Annotated in this window: 16 protein-coding genes; 11 read left to right on the forward strand and 5 right to left on the reverse strand. The window is 60.3% G+C overall.

Annotation, left to right across the window (positions count from 1 at the left end):
* The coding region (locus tag ACM6I7_RS11775) for a hypothetical protein (RefSeq protein ID WP_414888634.1) at positions 1-229 on the forward strand (229 nt) is incomplete at its 5' end.
* Here the strand turns inward: ACM6I7_RS11775 and ACM6I7_RS11780 are convergent.
* A complete protein-coding gene (locus ACM6I7_RS11780; RefSeq protein WP_414888635.1) occupies positions 207-1427 on the reverse strand; it encodes a CaiB/BaiF CoA transferase family protein in 1221 nt (406 codons plus the stop codon). The genes ACM6I7_RS11775 and ACM6I7_RS11780 overlap by 23 nt on opposite strands.
* 13 nt (positions 1428-1440) lie before the next feature.
* On the reverse strand, positions 1441-2622 hold the full coding sequence (locus tag ACM6I7_RS11785) for an acyl-CoA dehydrogenase (protein WP_003220420.1): 1182 nt from the start codon (positions 2620-2622) through the stop codon (positions 1441-1443).
* 157 nt (positions 2623-2779) lie between these two features.
* On the opposite strand from ACM6I7_RS11785, the gene ACM6I7_RS11790 reads away from it, so the two are divergent.
* The 10 genes from ACM6I7_RS11790 to ACM6I7_RS11835 all read left to right on the forward strand — a co-directional run bounded on the left by ACM6I7_RS11790 (position 2780) and on the right by ACM6I7_RS11835 (position 12900).
* A complete protein-coding gene (locus ACM6I7_RS11790) occupies positions 2780-3679 on the forward strand; it encodes a LysR family transcriptional regulator (RefSeq protein WP_097090188.1) in 900 nt (299 codons plus the stop codon).
* A gap of 434 nt (positions 3680-4113) precedes the next feature.
* Entirely contained in the window at positions 4114-5235 is a 1122-nt protein-coding gene (locus ACM6I7_RS11795) for a Re/Si-specific NAD(P)(+) transhydrogenase subunit alpha (protein WP_007962844.1), read from the forward strand.
* A gap of 15 nt (positions 5236-5250) precedes the next feature.
* Positions 5251-5571, forward strand: a complete 321-nt coding sequence (locus ACM6I7_RS11800; protein WP_003220416.1) for an NAD(P) transhydrogenase subunit alpha — start codon at positions 5251-5253, stop codon at positions 5569-5571.
* Entirely contained in the window at positions 5571-7004 is a 1434-nt protein-coding gene (locus ACM6I7_RS11805; protein ID WP_027610192.1) for an NAD(P)(+) transhydrogenase (Re/Si-specific) subunit beta, read from the forward strand. Before ACM6I7_RS11800 ends, ACM6I7_RS11805 begins: the two co-directional genes overlap by 1 nt.
* 214 nt (positions 7005-7218) lie before the next feature.
* Positions 7219-8712 (forward strand): acetyl-CoA hydrolase/transferase family protein, encoded by a 1494-nt coding sequence (locus ACM6I7_RS11810; RefSeq protein ID WP_027610193.1) that lies wholly within the window; start codon positions 7219-7221, stop codon positions 8710-8712.
* Positions 8713-9032: 320 nt separating this feature from the next.
* Entirely contained in the window at positions 9033-9248 is a 216-nt protein-coding gene (locus ACM6I7_RS11815) for a DUF1127 domain-containing protein (protein WP_007962833.1), read from the forward strand.
* A 599-nt stretch (positions 9249-9847) separates the two neighbouring features.
* Positions 9848-10165, forward strand: a complete 318-nt coding sequence (locus ACM6I7_RS11820) for a DUF2388 domain-containing protein (RefSeq protein ID WP_007962831.1) — start codon at positions 9848-9850, stop codon at positions 10163-10165.
* A 108-nt stretch (positions 10166-10273) separates the two neighbouring features.
* Positions 10274-10579, forward strand: a complete 306-nt coding sequence (locus tag ACM6I7_RS11825) for a DUF2388 domain-containing protein (protein ID WP_027610195.1) — start codon at positions 10274-10276, stop codon at positions 10577-10579.
* A 42-nt stretch (positions 10580-10621) separates the two neighbouring features.
* The gene (locus tag ACM6I7_RS11830; RefSeq protein ID WP_414888636.1) at positions 10622-10942 is read left to right on the forward strand and encodes a DUF2388 domain-containing protein; all 321 of its coding nucleotides are present in this window, start codon (positions 10622-10624) and stop codon (positions 10940-10942) included.
* Complete coding sequence (locus tag ACM6I7_RS11835; protein ID WP_027610196.1) at positions 10939-12900, forward strand: DUF4105 domain-containing protein; 1962 nt, start codon at positions 10939-10941, stop codon at positions 12898-12900. The genes ACM6I7_RS11830 and ACM6I7_RS11835 overlap by 4 nt, the downstream gene beginning before the upstream one ends.
* Positions 12901-12985: 85 nt before the next feature.
* Here the strand turns inward: ACM6I7_RS11835 and ACM6I7_RS11840 are convergent, their stop codons facing one another.
* The 3 genes from ACM6I7_RS11840 to trpB form a co-directional block, all read right to left on the reverse strand.
* Positions 12986-13426, reverse strand: a complete 441-nt coding sequence (locus ACM6I7_RS11840; RefSeq protein WP_027610197.1) for an anti-virulence regulator CigR family protein — start codon at positions 13424-13426, stop codon at positions 12986-12988.
* Between the two features lie 121 nt (positions 13427-13547).
* Entirely contained in the window at positions 13548-14360 is an 813-nt protein-coding gene (gene trpA / locus ACM6I7_RS11845; RefSeq protein ID WP_096797304.1) for a tryptophan synthase subunit alpha, read from the reverse strand.
* Positions 14360-15592 carry a tryptophan synthase subunit beta gene (trpB, locus tag ACM6I7_RS11850; RefSeq protein ID WP_041074734.1) on the reverse strand — a complete coding sequence of 411 codons (1233 nt, stop codon included), beginning with the start codon at positions 15590-15592 and terminating at the stop codon, positions 14360-14362. The genes trpA and trpB overlap by 1 nt, the downstream gene beginning before the upstream one ends.
* Between the last annotated feature and the right edge of the window lie 34 nt (positions 15593-15626).

The following is a 15626-nucleotide window of genomic DNA, read 5'->3' on the forward strand; positions in this document are numbered from 1 at the left end:
TCGCTGCCGAAAACTGCGTAACTCATTGAATCTCAAGGAGTTTTCCGTTTCGACTGCGCCGGAAGTGGGGCGAATTATAGACTTCCTGAATCTGCCGTCAACCGTTAATTTCAGTTTTCTTTCAACAACTTACAGATCGGTTAAAAAACGCACAAATCCATCTATATATAGGCAGGAAACAGCCTTCTTCTATATAGAAGCGATACTCAAAGCACTCCATCAGCCTTGAGTGCCTCTACCGCGCCAGCGCCCAGACCCAGCACTCGCTGCAAAACCTCCAACGTATGCTCGCCCAATAAAGGAGGCGCGCGAAGGTACTCGACCGGTGTCTGCGACAGCCGGATCGGACTCGCCACCTGCGGGACCATCCCCGCCAGTGCATGCGGCAGCTCCATCGCCAGCCCCCGCGCCTTCACCTGCGGATCCTCAAACACCTGGGACAGATCATTGATCGGCCCACACGGCACGCCCGCCTGCTCCAACTGCGCCACCCATTCGGCGGTGGTCTTGAATACCGTCGCCTGGCGGATCAGGGGAATCAACACCGCGCGGTTAGCCACCCGCAGCTTGTTAGTCGCGAATCGCGGATCGTCCGCCCACTGCGGCTGGCCCGCCACCTCGGCAAACTTGCGGAACTGGCCGTCATTGCCGACGGTAAGAATGAAATCACCGTCGGCCGTCGGGAAGTCCTGATAAGGCACGATGTTCGGGTGTGCATTACCCAGTCGTTTCGGCGCATTGCCAGTAGTCAGGTAGTTCATTGCCTGGTTCGCCAGGCATGCGACCTGCACATCCAGCAAAGCCATATCGATGTGCTGCCCGCCACCGTCGTGATCACGATGAGCCAGCGCCGCCAGAATCGCCACGGTCGAATATAGCCCCGTAAGAATGTCCGTCAGCGCCACTCCCACCTTCACCGGCCCGGCGCCTTCATCACCTTCAGGACGACCGGTCAGGCTCATCAGCCCGCCCAGCCCCTGGATCATAAAGTCATAACCGGCACGCTTGGCATACGGCCCGGTTTGACCGAAGCCAGTGATCGAGCAATAGATCAGGTCCGGATTGATCGCCTTCAGCGACTCGTAGTCCAGCCCATAGGCAGCCAGCCCACCGACCTTGAAGTTCTCGATCAGAATGTCCGACTTGGCCGCGAGGTCCCGCACAAGCTGCTGCCCCTCGGGGCGAGTGAAGTCGATCGTCACCGATTGCTTGTTGCGGTTGGCCGACAGGTAATAAGCCGCCTCGCTGGTGTTCTCACCATAAGCGTCCTTAAGGAAGGGCGGCCCCCAGGCGCGCGTGTCGTCGCCATTGCCCGGGCGCTCGACCTTGATCACCTCGGCGCCAAGGTCGGCGAGAATCTGTCCGGCCCACGGCCCGGCCAGCACGCGTGATAAATCCAGTACTCGCAGATGCGACAGTGCGCCCATGGTCGCTCTCCTGTTAATAGAACGCCTGCAGGCCGGTTTGCGCGCGACCGAGGATCAGCGCGTGAACGTCATGGGTGCCTTCATAGGTATTCACCACTTCCAGGTTGACCAGATGACGGGCCACACCGAACTCGTCAGAGATACCGTTGCCACCCAGCATGTCACGGGCCATGCGAGCGATATCCAGCGACTTGCCACAGGAGTTGCGCTTCATGATCGAAGTGATTTCGACCGCCGCAGTGCCCTCATCCTTCATGCGCCCCAGACGCAGACAGCCTTGCAGCGCCAGAGTGATCTCGGTCTGCATGTCGGCCAGCTTCTTCTGGATCAGTTGGGTAGCGGCCAATGGACGCCCGAACTGCTGACGATCGAGGGTGTACTGGCGAGCGGTGTGCCAGCAGAACTCGGCAGCTCCCAAGGCTCCCCAAGAGATGCCGTAGCGTGCGGAGTTCAGGCAGGTGAACGGGCCTTTCAGACCGCGCACATCCGGGAAGATGTTCTCTTCCGGGACAAACACGTTGTCCATGACGATTTCGCCGGTGATCGAGGCGCGCAGGCCGACCTTGCCGTGAATCGCCGGTGCGCTCAGGCCCTTCCAGCCTTTTTCCAGTACGAAGCCACGGATGTCGCCGGCATCGTCTTTGGCCCAGACTACAAATACGTCGGCGATGGGGCTGTTGGTGATCCACATCTTGGCGCCGGTCAGGCTGTAGCCGCCGTCGACTTTGCGCGCACGGGTGATCATCGCACCCGGGTCGGAACCGTGGTTTGGCTCGGTCAGACCGAAGCAGCCGATCCATTCACCGGAGGCCAGTTTCGGCAGGTATTTCTGTTTCTGGGCTTCTGTGCCGAATTCGTTGATTGGCACCATTACCAGCGACGATTGCACACTCATCATCGAGCGGTAGCCGGAGTCGACACGCTCCACTTCGCGAGCAATCAGGCCGTAGCTGACATAGTTCAGGCCGCTGCCGCCGTACTGCTCAGGGATGGTCGCGCCGAGCAGGCCGACTTCGCCCATTTCGCGAAAGATCGCCGGGTCGGTTTTCTCATGGCGGAAAGCTTCAAGCACGCGGGGCGCCAGGCTCTGCTGAGCGAATTGGGCGGCGGTGTCACGGATCATGCGCTCTTCTTCGGTGAGCTGTTGATCCAGCAGCAGGGGATCGATCCAATTGAAGCTAGCTTTACCGCCCATGAGTGTGTCCTCGCAAATCGGTGAATTAACGTGGCATTGATCCTAGGCCCGGTTCGCCAGCGCGGCAAACGAGGATTTCGCATCCTGTTGTGCTAATTTCTCACTCCGAAACGTCGCTGAATGCCTTTTATGCGGCGCATTAGTGAGGTTGACGTACATGCGCAGAAAGATCCCCAGCACCACCGCCCTGATCAGCTTCGAAGCCGCCGCTCGCCACGAAAGCTTTACCAAGGCTGCCGAAGAACTTTCCCTCACCCAAGGCGCCATTTGCCGACAGATCGCCAGCCTTGAGGAGTTCCTCAGTGTGGAGCTTTTCCGGCGCTCGCGACGTGGAGTGAAGCTGACGGAAGCGGGACTTTCCTACAGCCGTCGGGTGGCCACGCAACTGGACGCCGTCGAGCGCGACACGCTCTCGGTGATGGGCCAGCAAGGCACCAACGTGATCGAACTGGCGGTGGTGCCGACCTTCGGCACGCAATGGCTGCTGCCACGGCTCAAGGACTTCCAGCTCAAGCACCCCGAGGTCACCGTCAACCTGACCAACCGCACTCGTCCGTTCCTGTTTGCCGACACCGATTTCGACGCAGCGATCTACTTTGGCGACGCCGATTGGTCGGGTACCGAATCCCACAGGCTGATGGGCGAAAATCCGATGCCGGTATGCAGCCCCGCTCTCCTCGGCAGCAAGAAACATCTGACACCCAACGAGATTGCCGAGCTGCCTCTGTTGCAGCAAACCACTCGCCCCTACGCCTGGCGCCAATGGTTCAATTCGCAGCACCTGAACATCCCACGCGACATGACAGGTCCGCGCTACGAGCTATTCTCCATGCTGGCCCAAGCGGCCATGCACGACATGGGCATCGCGCTGATTCCACCGTTTCTGATTCAGCGCGAACTGGCCGAGAAACGCCTGGTGGTCGCCAACCCGAATGCGCTTTCCAGCATCAAGGCGTATTACCTGATGATTCCGGAGCGAAAGGTCGAATCGGCATCACTCAAGGCTTTTCGCGATTGGCTGGTCAATCAGGCAAACAGCTACAGCCTAGAAGGATAAAGGCTTACAGCGATTACTAACCCGGTAGTCAGGAAAATCAAAGCCCTACAGATATAAGTATTTGTCGCAAAATCACGGACTGTATCCGAAAGTCGTACAGACGTCCCACAAGCGCCTGAAGACGTGGCTTTGAGCCTCCATCCACGACTCATTACGGCCTATTCACGCCGCCGATGAGAAATTTTTTCAAATTCAGCCAGAATCCTTGCAAGGCACGGCCTGCAAGGGATTCAACTGGCCATCTGCGACATTCGGTCACGGGATGACTTGTAGTTAATTTTCCGTCACCCGTCATAATCCCTTGAAGGGCATAAAGTTCGCCTGCAAAATGCCGCGCCCCGCCCTGATTTGGCGGGATCGTGCTGATCGGCCGCCCCAGTCGCACCATCCGCAGTGCCTGGGTTTACTCAATAAGATCACGCAGGAGATTTGACGTGCACATTGGTGTTCCTCTCGAAACCCAGACCGGTGAAACACGGGTTGCTGCAACCCCGGAAACCATTAAAAAGCTGATCAGCCAAGGTCATAAGGTCACTGTGCAAACCGGCGCCGGCGTTAAAGCCAGCGTTGTCGACAGTGCCTATGAAGCGGCGGGCGCAACCATTGGCAGTGCCAACGATGCGTTCGGCGCCGAGCTGATTCTCAAAGTGGTCGCCCCCAGCGACGCCGAACTGGCGCTGATCAAGCGCGGCACGGTGCTGGTGGGCATGCTCAACCCCTTCAATAACGACACCATCGCCAAAATGGCCGAGTGCGGGATCACCGCGTTCGCCCTCGAAGCAGCGCCACGTACCTCTCGGGCGCAGAGTCTCGATGTGTTGTCGTCGCAGGCAAACATCGCCGGCTACAAGGCGGTGTTGCTGGCCGCGCACTACTATCCGCGCTTCATGCCGATGCTGATGACCGCTGCGGGCACCGTGAAAGCGGCGCGCGTGCTGATTCTGGGTGCCGGCGTGGCCGGGTTGCAGGCGATTGCCACGGCGAAACGTCTGGGTGCGGTGATCGAAGCGTCTGACGTGCGTCCGGCGGTTAAGGAACAGATCGAATCCCTCGGCGCCAAGTTCGTCGATGTGCCTTACGAGACTGACGAAGAGCGTGAATGCGCGGTCGGTGTCGGCGGTTACGCTCGCCCGATGCCGGCGAGCTGGATGCAACGTCAGGCCCAGGCTGTGCACGAACGCGCCAAGCAGGCCGACATCGTCATCACCACCGCACTGATCCCGGGCCGCAAGGCGCCGACACTGTTGAGCGCAGACACCGTGGCGCAGATGAAGCCGGGCTCGGTGGTCATCGACCTCGCGGCAGCTCAGGGCGGCAACTGCCCGCTGACCGTCGCCGATCAGGTCGTGGTCGAGAACGGCGTGACCATCGTCGGCCCGACCAACCTGGCCGGTGAAGTCGCTGCAGACGCCTCGGCGCTGTACGCCCGCAACCTGCTGGACTTCCTCAAGCTGGTGTTCACCAAAGAAGGCCAGTTCGACGTCAACCTCGAAGACGACATCGTCGCCGCGTGCCTGATGTGCCGCGACGGCCAAGTCATCCGCAAAAACGCCTAAGCAGGGATTCAGACGATGGAAGAGCTTATCTCCCCCGGTATCTACAACCTGATCATCTTCGTGCTGGCGATTTATGTCGGTTACCACGTGGTCTGGAACGTTACACCTGCGCTGCACACGCCGTTGATGGCGGTGACCAATGCCATTTCGGCAATCGTGATCGTCGGCGCCATGCTCGCTGCTGCGCTGACCGTCACGCCGCTGGGCAAGACCATGGGCACCCTCGCCGTGGCACTGGCTGCGGTCAACGTGTTTGGTGGCTTCCTGGTCACCCGCCGCATGCTTGAGATGTTCAAGAAGAAAGCCCCGAAAGCAAAAGAAGAGGCGCCGAAGTAATGAGCATGAATCTCGTCACGACGCTCTACCTGATCGCGTCGATCTGCTTTATCCAGGCCCTTAAAGGCCTGTCGCACCCGACCACCTCGCGGCGCGGCAACCTGTTCGGCATGCTCGGCATGGCGCTGGCCATCCTCACCACCATCGGCCTCATCTATAAGCTCGGTGCGGAACTGGCGACTGCGGGTATCGGTTACGTGATCGTCGGCCTGCTGATCGGCGGCACCGCCGGTTCGATCATGGCCAAGCGCGTTGAAATGACCAAGATGCCGGAGCTGGTCGCGTTCATGCACAGCATGATCGGTCTGGCGGCGGTGTTCATCGCCATTGCCGCGGTGGTCGAGCCGCAATCGCTGGGCATCGTCAAACATCTGGGCGATTCGATCCCGGCGGGCAACCGTCTGGAGCTGTTCCTCGGCGCGGCGATTGGTGCAATCACCTTCTCCGGTTCGGTGATCGCCTTCGGCAAGCTGTCGGGCAAGTACAAGTTCCGCCTGTTCCAGGGCGCGCCAGTACAGTTTGCCGGTCAGCACAAGCTGAACGCGGTACTCGGTCTGGCGACACTGGTGCTGGGCGTGACCTTCATGCTCACCGGCAACCTCGCAGCGTTCGCGCTGATGCTGGCCCTGGCGTTCGTGATGGGCGTGCTGATCATCATCCCGATTGGCGGCGCCGACATGCCGGTGGTGGTGTCGATGCTCAACAGCTATTCGGGCTGGGCGGCAGCGGGTATCGGCTTCTCGCTGAACAACTCGATGCTGATCATCGCCGGCTCACTGGTGGGTTCGAGCGGCGCGATCCTCTCGTACATCATGTGCAAGGCGATGAACCGTTCCTTCTTTAATGTACTGCTTGGCGGTTTCGGCAACACGGCCGACGCCGGACCTGCCGGTGCGAAAGAAGCCCGTCCGGTGAAATCCGGTTCGGCCGACGACGCGACCTTCCTGCTGACCAACGCCGACACCGTGATCATCGTCCCGGGTTACGGCCTGGCGGTGGCCCGTGCGCAGCATGCATTGAAAGAGCTGACCGAGAAACTGACCCATCGCGGCGTGACGGTGAAGTACGCGATTCACCCGGTGGCCGGTCGCATGCCCGGGCACATGAACGTCCTGCTCGCCGAGGCCGAAGTGCCTTACGACCAGGTGTTCGAGATGGAAGACATCAACTCCGAGTTCGGCCAGGCCGACGTGGTGCTGGTACTCGGCGCCAACGACGTGGTCAACCCGGCCGCCAAGAACGATCCGAAATCGCCGATTGCCGGTATGCCGATTCTCGAAGCGTTCAAGGCCAAGACCATCATCGTCAACAAGCGCTCGATGGCCAGCGGTTATGCCGGTCTGGACAACGAACTGTTCTACCTGGACAAGACCATGATGGTGTTCGGCGACGCGAAGAAAGTCATCGAAGACATGGTCAAAGCGGTGGAGTAATCCTCCGCAGTTGCACCGGACGCCCCGACTTGTCGGGGCGTTTTTGTTTGCGCAAACCGTCGGACAATTTGCCACGTTGTTGCAGATCCGGTAACGGTGTTTTACTTCAAACCCGCTAAATAGACGCCTCGTTTGCGACCTTGGTAGCGGGACAGGCGCCCGCGAAATTCACTAGACTGCGCATCCTGCTACTCGCTTCCCGAGAAAATAATCCATGTACCGTGACCGTATTCGCCTGCCTTCGTTGTTGGATAAAGTGATGAGCGCCGCCGACGCCGCCGCGCTGATTGAAGACGGCATGACCGTCGGCATGAGCGGCTTCACCCGCGCGGGCGAAGCCAAAGCTGTCCCTCACGCACTGGCCGAGCGAGCCAAGGTCACGCCGCTGAAGATCAGCCTGATGACCGGCGCGAGCCTGGGCAACGACCTCGACAAGCAACTGACCGAGGCCGGCGTGTTGTCGCGGCGCATGCCGTTCCAGGTCGATAGCACCTTGCGCAAGGCAATCAACGCCGGCGAAGTGATGTTCATCGACCAGCACCTGTCGGAAACCGTCGAGCAACTGCGCAACCAGCAACTGAAGCTGCCGGACATCGCGGTGATCGAAGCCGTGGCCATCACCGAGCAAGGCCACATCGTGCCGACCACCTCGGTGGGCAACTCGGCGAGCTTCGCGATTTTCGCCAAGCAGGTGATTGTCGAGATCAACCTGGCGCACAACGCCAACCTCGAAGGCCTGCATGACATCTATATCCCGACCTATCGCCCGACGCGCACGCCGATCCCGCTGGTGAAAGTCGACGATCGCATCGGCAGCACCGCGATCCCGATCCCGCCGGAGAAGATTGTCGCCATCGTCATCACTCAGCAGGCGGATTCGCCGTCCACGGTGTCGACCCCGGATGTCGACACCAATGCCATCGCCGAGCACCTGATCACCTTCTTCAAGCAGGAAGTCAATGCCGGGCGCATGACCAACAAGCTCGGCCCGTTGCAGGCCGGGATCGGCAACATCGCCAACGCGGTGATGTGCGGCCTGATCGATTCGCCGTTCGAAGACCTGACCATGTACTCCGAAGTGCTGCAGGACTCGACCTTCGACCTGATCGACGCCGGCAAGCTGAGCTTTGCGTCGGGCAGCTCGATCACTTTGTCGGAGCGGCGCAACAGCGACGTGTTCGGCAACCTGGAGAAGTACAAGGACAAACTGGTGCTGCGCCCGCAGGAAATCTCCAACCACCCGGAAGTGGTGCGTCGTCTGGGTATCATCGGTATCAACACTGCGCTGGAGTTCGACATCTACGGCAATGTCAACTCCACCCATGTCTGCGGTACGCGGATGATGAACGGCATTGGTGGCTCGGGCGACTTCGCGCGCAACGCACACCTCGCGGTGTTCGTGACCAAGTCGATCGCCAAGGGCGGCGCCATTTCCAGCGTGGTGCCGATGGTCAGCCACGTTGACCACACCGAGCATGACGTCGACATCCTGGTGACCGAAATCGGCCTGGCCGACCTGCGCGGCCTGGCCCCGCGCGAGCGCGCCCGGGTGATCATCGACAACTGTGTACACCCGGACTATCGCCAGGCGCTGAACGACTACTTCACCGCAGCGTGCGCCATCGGCGGCCATACCCCACACATCCTGCGAGAAGCCCTGAGCTGGCACATCAACCTGGAAGAAACCGGACGCATGCTCGCGGTGTAATCACACAGTCAAACCGCTGATGCAAACACAGTTTGTGTCAGCGGATTTTTTAACCCGCCACATCTGGCAAAAACTGTACTGCTGTACCGGTTATTTCCTACAGATTTTGCCTACCTCCTTCCTCGAATGGAGCAAAAAAGCACCACATTAGTGCTGACAGGTACAGTTTGCTCAATTTCGACCCGTACACCCCCTATAAACAGTTAACTGGTCACTCACAATACAGTTGAACTGTATCTAGAGAGACTAGGCAAACGAGAGGATCATGGGCACCAGTTAAACCACTACCTGATCCCGCCACAAGCGGAAGGATGTCAACCATGGAACGTACACTCAGTTCCGAACTGTTCTTCGAAGACAAAGCTGCAAAAAACCAGGCTTCCCTGCCTCTGCGCGTTATCGCCAACCTGATGTTGTGGCAGCGACGCATCTCCAGCCGCCACCAACTGGCTCGCCTGGATTCGCGTCTGCTGGCTGACGCCGGTATCAGCGAAGCACAACGCTACGAAGAGCTGAGCAAGCCGTTCTGGCGCTAAGTAGCGTCGCTGGCTCTGGTCGTCAGACCCACCGCCAGCAACCCGAATTGAACACACAAGACCCGTCGCGGGAAACCGCGACGGGTTTTGTCGTTTCAGGGTTCGAAAATGCCCGTACAGCAGAATAATCAAAGTACAGGTACAGTTCTCAATAAACAAAATCTGAACCAGTACAATTTTTCATGAGTGTATCTGCTCGCCAAACTGCATCGGGCGCAGCATGTCCTTAACCCTCCTCGGATTAAGGAAAACGCCATGAAAGGCTTACAGGATGTTTCGACAGCTTCGACTCTACCCCGCGCTCACTCGCACCTGCTGCGGCGCTTGTTTCGACCCCTGTGGCAAGGACTGGAACGCGCCAGGACGCGGCGCCTGCTGGCTCAACTAGCCCAGCGCGACTTCGCGGATCTGGGCCTCAGCCATGCCGATCGGCTCAGAGAACTGGAGAAACCCTTCTGGCGCTAGCATTCTGCCCACTGTCCGAACCTCGCGCGCAAGCCTAATATCCACGCCAGAACGTGGCGAATCTTCTGTAACCCGCGTCTGACTCATCAGACACAAGCCACCTCTCAATACGGTTTACTATCAGGAGATCCACCATGTCCCGTCTTCGCCTGCTCAGCGCTGCCGCCTTGCTGGCCGTGGCTGCCAACGCCAGTGCCTCCAGCTTCATCGTGACCACCGATGCCGTAGTTGGCGCGCTGAAGTCCTCCTCGGACGCCACTTCCGACGTCAGCTCTTCGCTGCGTGACAACAAAGTCGTGATCGCCGCCCGTGACGACGCTGCCAGCTTCGTCGCCAGTGAAGGCCAGATCCGTGGCGTGAAACTGGAAAGCGCCCTCGACCTGATCCGCCATCAGGCACCGCAACTGAACGCGACCGACTTCCAACTGGCGCAAGCCATCCTCGCGATCTGATCCGCCGTTGCAGCACGGGGCACGCCAGTCGTGTCCCGATGTTTCGCCGCTGGCTCTGGCCCGGGCATTTGCGCTAGCCTTGAAGCTCGTTAACCGTTACCGAGTCTCATGCGTTTATTCAGACTGCTTTTCCCTTGCGTATTGGTCAGCGCCTTCTGGGCGACCTCGGTCGATGCCTTTGATGTCTCCACACAAAACACCGTGGTCAGCGTTTGGGCGACCGGAATGGTGTCTTCCGCACCGTTCGACCGTAAACTGATCATCGCCGCTCACGATGACGCGGCGGCGTTTGTTGCCAGTGACGGTCAATTGCGCGGCGCGCAGCTCGAATCCGCCCTGCATTACTTGCGCAAATCCCGACCAAAACTTCATGTCAGCGACCTTGAACTGGCACAGGCAATTCTCGTCCAATAGTTATCATGATCCCTCGTTAACATTGCCCTCCGGAGTCGTTCCATGCGTAGCCCGCTGATTGCTGCCGCCCTTGGCCTGTTTTTGTTGGCCGATGTGGCCCAGGCACACACCCTGGTAGCCACCAGTAACATCATCGTTCGTGCCTCCCAGCGCACCATCGATTTCACCTCCGATACCACGACGTCGATTCGCGATTCGAAAATCATCCGCGAAGCCCACGACGATGCGGCCAGCTTCGTTGCCACCAACGGCGATATCCGCGGTGCGCACCTGGAAGCCGCCCTCAACACCTTGCGCACGCGCGTGCCGGCAGCCCGCGACGCCAGTGATCAGGTGCTCGCCGAAGCCATCCTCGCCCTGTGAAGTCACTCGGCGCCTGGCTACTGGCCGGGGCGTTGTTGCTGCTTGGCAACAGCGCCCACGCCAGCCTGCAATTGCGGCTCAAGACCGACGGCCTGAGCCCCGCCCAGCAGCAGGCCAGCCAGGCGCTGCTCGATGAAGCCATGCACAAGTTGCCGCCCAGCTTCGTCGAACAACTGGACCGGCGCATCGATGTCGGCTGGACCGACGACATGCCCGGTAACGCCTACGGCCAGGCGACCCTGGTTGCCGAGCTCGACCTGAACCGCAAACTGCTCGCCGGTCTCACCGACGGCAGCGCGGCCACAGAGAAAACCAATCGCCCCCATGGCACTGTGCGTCAGGAACTGCTGGCAACGGTGCTGCACGAACTCACCCACATTTACGATCGCGCGCGTCTGTGGCCCGCCGCCGAACGCACGCTGATCCAGCGCTGCACTCGCCGCAGCAACAGCGCCGGCCTGGTCGGCATTCCCGACGAGTGCCGAGGCCAGACCGAGCGCCGCTTTACCCTCAGCGATGATCCACGTCTGCTAGATCTCGCCGGCTGGCAACAGTACGTCGGGCGCCGCGGCGAGCGTGAACAGCACAACCGTCAGGTGGCCCGCAGTCCGGACCTGTATGAGATCTCCAGTCCGAAAGAGTTTGTCGCGGTCAACATGGAGTATTTCCTCCTCGACCCGAGCTACGCGTGTCGCCGTCCGGCGCTCTATCGCTACTACAAGGCGCGCTTCGGCTGGGCACCACCGGCCAAGGACACCTGCAGCAATACCTTCGCCTTTCTCAACGCCGGCAACGACTTCGCCAAACAGCCCTTGGGCCAGGTCGACCCGGAGCGGGTGTACGCCGTCGATTATCTGCTGGCAGAAGCCAACCAGAACTGGGTCAGCCGCTGGGGCCACAGCATGTTGCGTCTGGTGATCTGTGCGCCGGGCCGACCACGTGGCCCGGATTGCCGGCTCGATCTGGACCAGCATCTGGTGCTGTCCTACCGCGCCTTTGTCGGTGATGTGCAGCTGTCGAGTTGGGACGGCCTGGTCGGCAAGTACCCGTCGCGGTTGTTCGTGCTGCCACTGGCCCAAGTGATCGACGAATACACCAAGACCGAACTGCGCAGCCTCGCTTCAGTGCCGCTGAATCTGTCGCGCACGGAGATTGAAGAGGTGGTCGAACACGCCGCCGAGATGCACTGGAGTTACGACGGCAACTACTTCTTCCTGTCCAACAACTGCGCCGTGGAAAGCCTCAAGCTGTTGCGCAGCGGCAGCAATAACAAGCAACTGATTGGCCTGGACAGCATCATGCCCAACGGTTTGCTGGAAGTGCTCAAAGGCCGTGGCCTGGCCGACACCAGCGTGCTCGACAATCCCAAGGAAGCGCTGCGCCTGGGTTATCGCTTCGACTCGTTCCGCGATCGCTATCAGGCGATGTTCGATGTGTTGAAAAAGCAGCTGCCGATCAAGCAAACCAGCGTCGAAGATTGGCTATCGCTGTCTGCCGAGGAACGTCGCCAGTGGTTCGAACGTGCAGACCTGCGCACCAGCGCTGCATTGCTCCTGCTGGAACAGGCGAGCTATCGCCGTCAGTTGCTGCTGGCCCAGGACGAGGTCAAGCAGCGTTACCTCGGCGCTCGGGAGCTGGAAAACGGCGGCATGGACAAGGCCAACGCCACCCTGCAGGAAATTCTCGCCAACAGCGGCTTCCTCAGTCGTCCGGCGGAACTGCTCGACAGCCGCGGCTACGGGCTGCCGCAACCGAGCGAGTTCAAGCGCCTGCAAGACGAAAGCGCCCAACGCCAGAAACAACTGCTGGCGCTGAGCGGCGATCTGGACAAGGAAGTGCGCAAGTTGCTGGAACCCAAGCGAGCGGCCGAAATTGCCGCCAGCGAAGCCAACGTGAAGCAGATCGGCGAGCATCTACGCAAACTGCACAAGGCGTCCGGCGGACTGGAATTGCCCTGAAAGCAAAAGATCGCAGCCTGCGGCAGCTCCTACAGAGATAAATGTAGGAGCTGCCGCAGGCTGCGATCTTTTTATTGCCTGTAAATCAGTACAAAACACCATCCAGAATTTCGTAAACGATCCCGGTACCCACTGCGATCAGCACGATATCGCCCCCGGCGCGGCGCCACTCATAACCCGGATACACTGGCAGACGACTCAGCGCCCGACCGTCCAGCCGCTCGCCGTAGTAACCATGCGGTAACGGCCGGCCGCGTTCCAAATGGATTCCCGGAGGTGGCGGTGCGCCCCGCACGAAGTAGCCGTGATTGTCGCGAATGGTCTGGCGTACCGGGCCGAAGTCGTGTGGCGGGCCGCCACGGTGGTCGTTCTGCGGGCCACGGTGATCGTCACCACGATTGTCGTAGTGGCCCTGCTGCGGGCCGCCGTGGTCATGATCATCGCGTGGATCGGCGCTGGCCAGCAGCGGCGTCGCGCTGAGCATCAGCACGCCCAGTCCGGCAATCAGACGTTTCGGCATTTTCATCAAGTCTTCCTCACTGCACCAACAGCAAAAAGGGATTCAGAACGTGGCTCTGAATCCCTCGGTCTTGCTCAATTAGGCCGTGATGTGAGGCGCTAATTCCTCTGTATCAGGAACTTTACCTTCAGCTGACGCGGGCCTGACGCACGCCCTCGGACAGCGCCTTGCACAGACCCAGCACGCCATCGACAGCCTGGGCCGGCGTGGTCGCATTGGCGATGTGATCGATCAGTGCCGAACCCACCACCACCCCGTCCGCCAAACGAGCGATGGACGCCGCCTGCTCCGGAGTACGAATACCGAAACCGATGCTGATCGGCAGGTCAGTGTGGCGACGCAAACGGGTGACCGCCTCTTCGACGTGTTCCAGAGTCGCCGCACCGGCACCGGTCACACCGGCCACCGACACGTAGTAAACGAAGCCCGAGCTGCCATTGAGCACTTTCGGCAGACGCGCATCATCAGTGGTCGGGGTGGTCAGGCGGATGAAGTCCAGACCTGCAGCCTGTGCCGGGTCGCACAGTTCATTATTGTGCTCTGGCGGCATGTCGACCACGATCAGACCGTCGACGCCCGCTTCCTTGGCATCAGCGATAAAACGCCCAACGCCATACATGTGAATCGGGTTGAAGTAGCCCATCAGCACCAGCGGCGTGTCGCTGTTGCCTTCGCGGAACTCGCGAACCATTTGCAGGGTTTTCGCCAGATTCTGCTTGGCGCCCAAGGCACGGATGTTCGCCAGTTGAATCGCCGGACCATCGGCCATCGGGTCGGTGAACGGCATGCCCAACTCGATCACGTCGGCGCCAGCGCCGGGCAAACCTTTGAGGATCGCCAGCGAAGTGTCGTAGTCCGGATCACCGGCGGTGACGAAGGTCACCAGCGCGGCGCGATTCTGTTGCTTGAGGTCGGCAAAACGGGTTTGCAGGCGGCTCATCAGTGTTTCTCCTGCTTGGACTGTTCCATATGGTGCATGACGGTCTGCATGTCTTTGTCGCCACGGCCGGAGAGGTTGACCACCATCAGGTGATCCTTCGGCAGTTTCGGTGCGCGTTTGAACACTTCAGCCAACGCATGGGCGCTTTCCAGCGCCGGGATGATGCCTTCGAGGCGGCAGCACTGGTGGAACGCAGCGAGGGCTTCGTCGTCGGTGACCGAGGTGTACTGGACGCGGCCGATGTCATGCAACCAGGCGTGCTCAGGGCCGATGCCGGGATAGTCGAGGCCGGCGGAAATCGAGTGGGCGTCGATGATCTGGCCATCGTCGTCCTGCAGCAGGAAGGTACGGTTGCCGTGCAGCACACCCGGTACGCCGCCATTGAGGCTCGCCGCGTGCTTGCCGGTTTCGATGCCGTAACCGGCCGCTTCGACGCCGATGATCTCGACGCTCTGGTCGTCAAGGAACGGGTGGAACAAGCCCATGGCGTTGGAACCGCCACCGATGCACGCCACCAGGCTGTCCGGCAGACGACCTTCCTGAGCTTGCAGCTGCTCGCGGGTCTCCTTGCCGATCACCGCCTGGAAGTCGCGCACCATGGCTGGGTACGGGTGCGGGCCGGCCACGGTGCCGATCAGGTAGAAGGTGCTGTCGACGTTTGTCACCCAGTCACGCAGCGCTTCGTTCATCGCGTCTTTCAGGGTGCCGGTGCCGGCCACCACCGGAATCACTTCGGCGCCCAGCAGCTTCATGCGGAACACGTTGGCCTGCTGACGTTCGATGTCCGTGGTGCCCATGTAGATCACGCAGTCCAGACCGAAACGTGCGGCCACGGTGGCAGTCGCAACGCCGTGCATGCCGGCACCGGTCTCGGCGATGATGCGTTTCTTGCCCATGCGCCGCGCCAGCAGGATCTGGCCGATGCAATTGTTGATCTTGTGCGCGCCGGTGTGGTTCAGCTCTTCGCGTTTGAGGTAGATCTTCGCGCCGCCGCAGAACTCGGTCAGACGCTCGGCGAAGTACAGCGGGCTCGGACGACCGACATAGTCACGCTGGAAGTAGGCCAGCTCTTCCTTGAACGCCGGATCTTCCTTGGCCGCTTCGTATTCGCGGGCCAGATCGAGGATCAACGGCATCAGGGTTTCCGCCACGTAGCGGCCGCCGAACGCGCCGAACAGGCCGTTATCGTCAGGGCCGCTGCGCAGGTTGGAGGTGTTCGAAGTCTGGGTCATGATGTGCTCCAGGTGAATTCGGGTGAGAAGACAA

The sequence above is a fragment of the Pseudomonas sp. IT-93MI4 genome, from assembly GCF_949767635.1.
Lineage (GTDB): Bacteria > Pseudomonadota > Gammaproteobacteria > Pseudomonadales > Pseudomonadaceae > Aquipseudomonas > Aquipseudomonas putida_A.

Bases quoted from the DNA above. Each gene is read 5' to 3' on its own strand.
- ACM6I7_RS11780 (WP_414888635.1), bottom strand. From the start codon at position 1,427: ATGGGCGCACTGTCGCATCTGCGAGTACTGGATTTATCACGCGTGCTG.
- ACM6I7_RS11825 (WP_027610195.1), top strand. From the start codon at position 10,274: ATGCGTTTATTCAGACTGCTTTTCCCTTGCGTATTGGTCAGCGCCTTC.
- ACM6I7_RS11810 (WP_027610193.1), top strand. From the start codon at position 7,219: ATGTACCGTGACCGTATTCGCCTGCCTTCGTTGTTGGATAAAGTGATG.
- ACM6I7_RS11815 (WP_007962833.1), top strand. From the start codon at position 9,033: ATGGAACGTACACTCAGTTCCGAACTGTTCTTCGAAGACAAAGCTGCA.
- ACM6I7_RS11820 (WP_007962831.1), top strand. From the start codon at position 9,848: ATGTCCCGTCTTCGCCTGCTCAGCGCTGCCGCCTTGCTGGCCGTGGCT.
- ACM6I7_RS11830 (WP_414888636.1), top strand. From the start codon at position 10,622: ATGCGTAGCCCGCTGATTGCTGCCGCCCTTGGCCTGTTTTTGTTGGCC.
- trpA (WP_096797304.1), bottom strand. From the start codon at position 14,360: ATGAGCCGCCTGCAAACCCGTTTTGCCGACCTCAAGCAACAGAATCGC.
- ACM6I7_RS11805 (WP_027610192.1), top strand. From the start codon at position 5,571: ATGAGCATGAATCTCGTCACGACGCTCTACCTGATCGCGTCGATCTGC.
- ACM6I7_RS11790 (WP_097090188.1), top strand. From the start codon at position 2,780: ATGCGCAGAAAGATCCCCAGCACCACCGCCCTGATCAGCTTCGAAGCC.
- trpB (WP_041074734.1), bottom strand. From the start codon at position 15,592: ATGACCCAGACTTCGAACACCTCCAACCTGCGCAGCGGCCCTGACGAT.
- ACM6I7_RS11785 (WP_003220420.1), bottom strand. From the start codon at position 2,622: ATGGGCGGTAAAGCTAGCTTCAATTGGATCGATCCCCTGCTGCTGGAT.
- ACM6I7_RS11800 (WP_003220416.1), top strand. From the start codon at position 5,251: ATGGAAGAGCTTATCTCCCCCGGTATCTACAACCTGATCATCTTCGTG.
- ACM6I7_RS11840 (WP_027610197.1), bottom strand. From the start codon at position 13,426: ATGAAAATGCCGAAACGTCTGATTGCCGGACTGGGCGTGCTGATGCTC.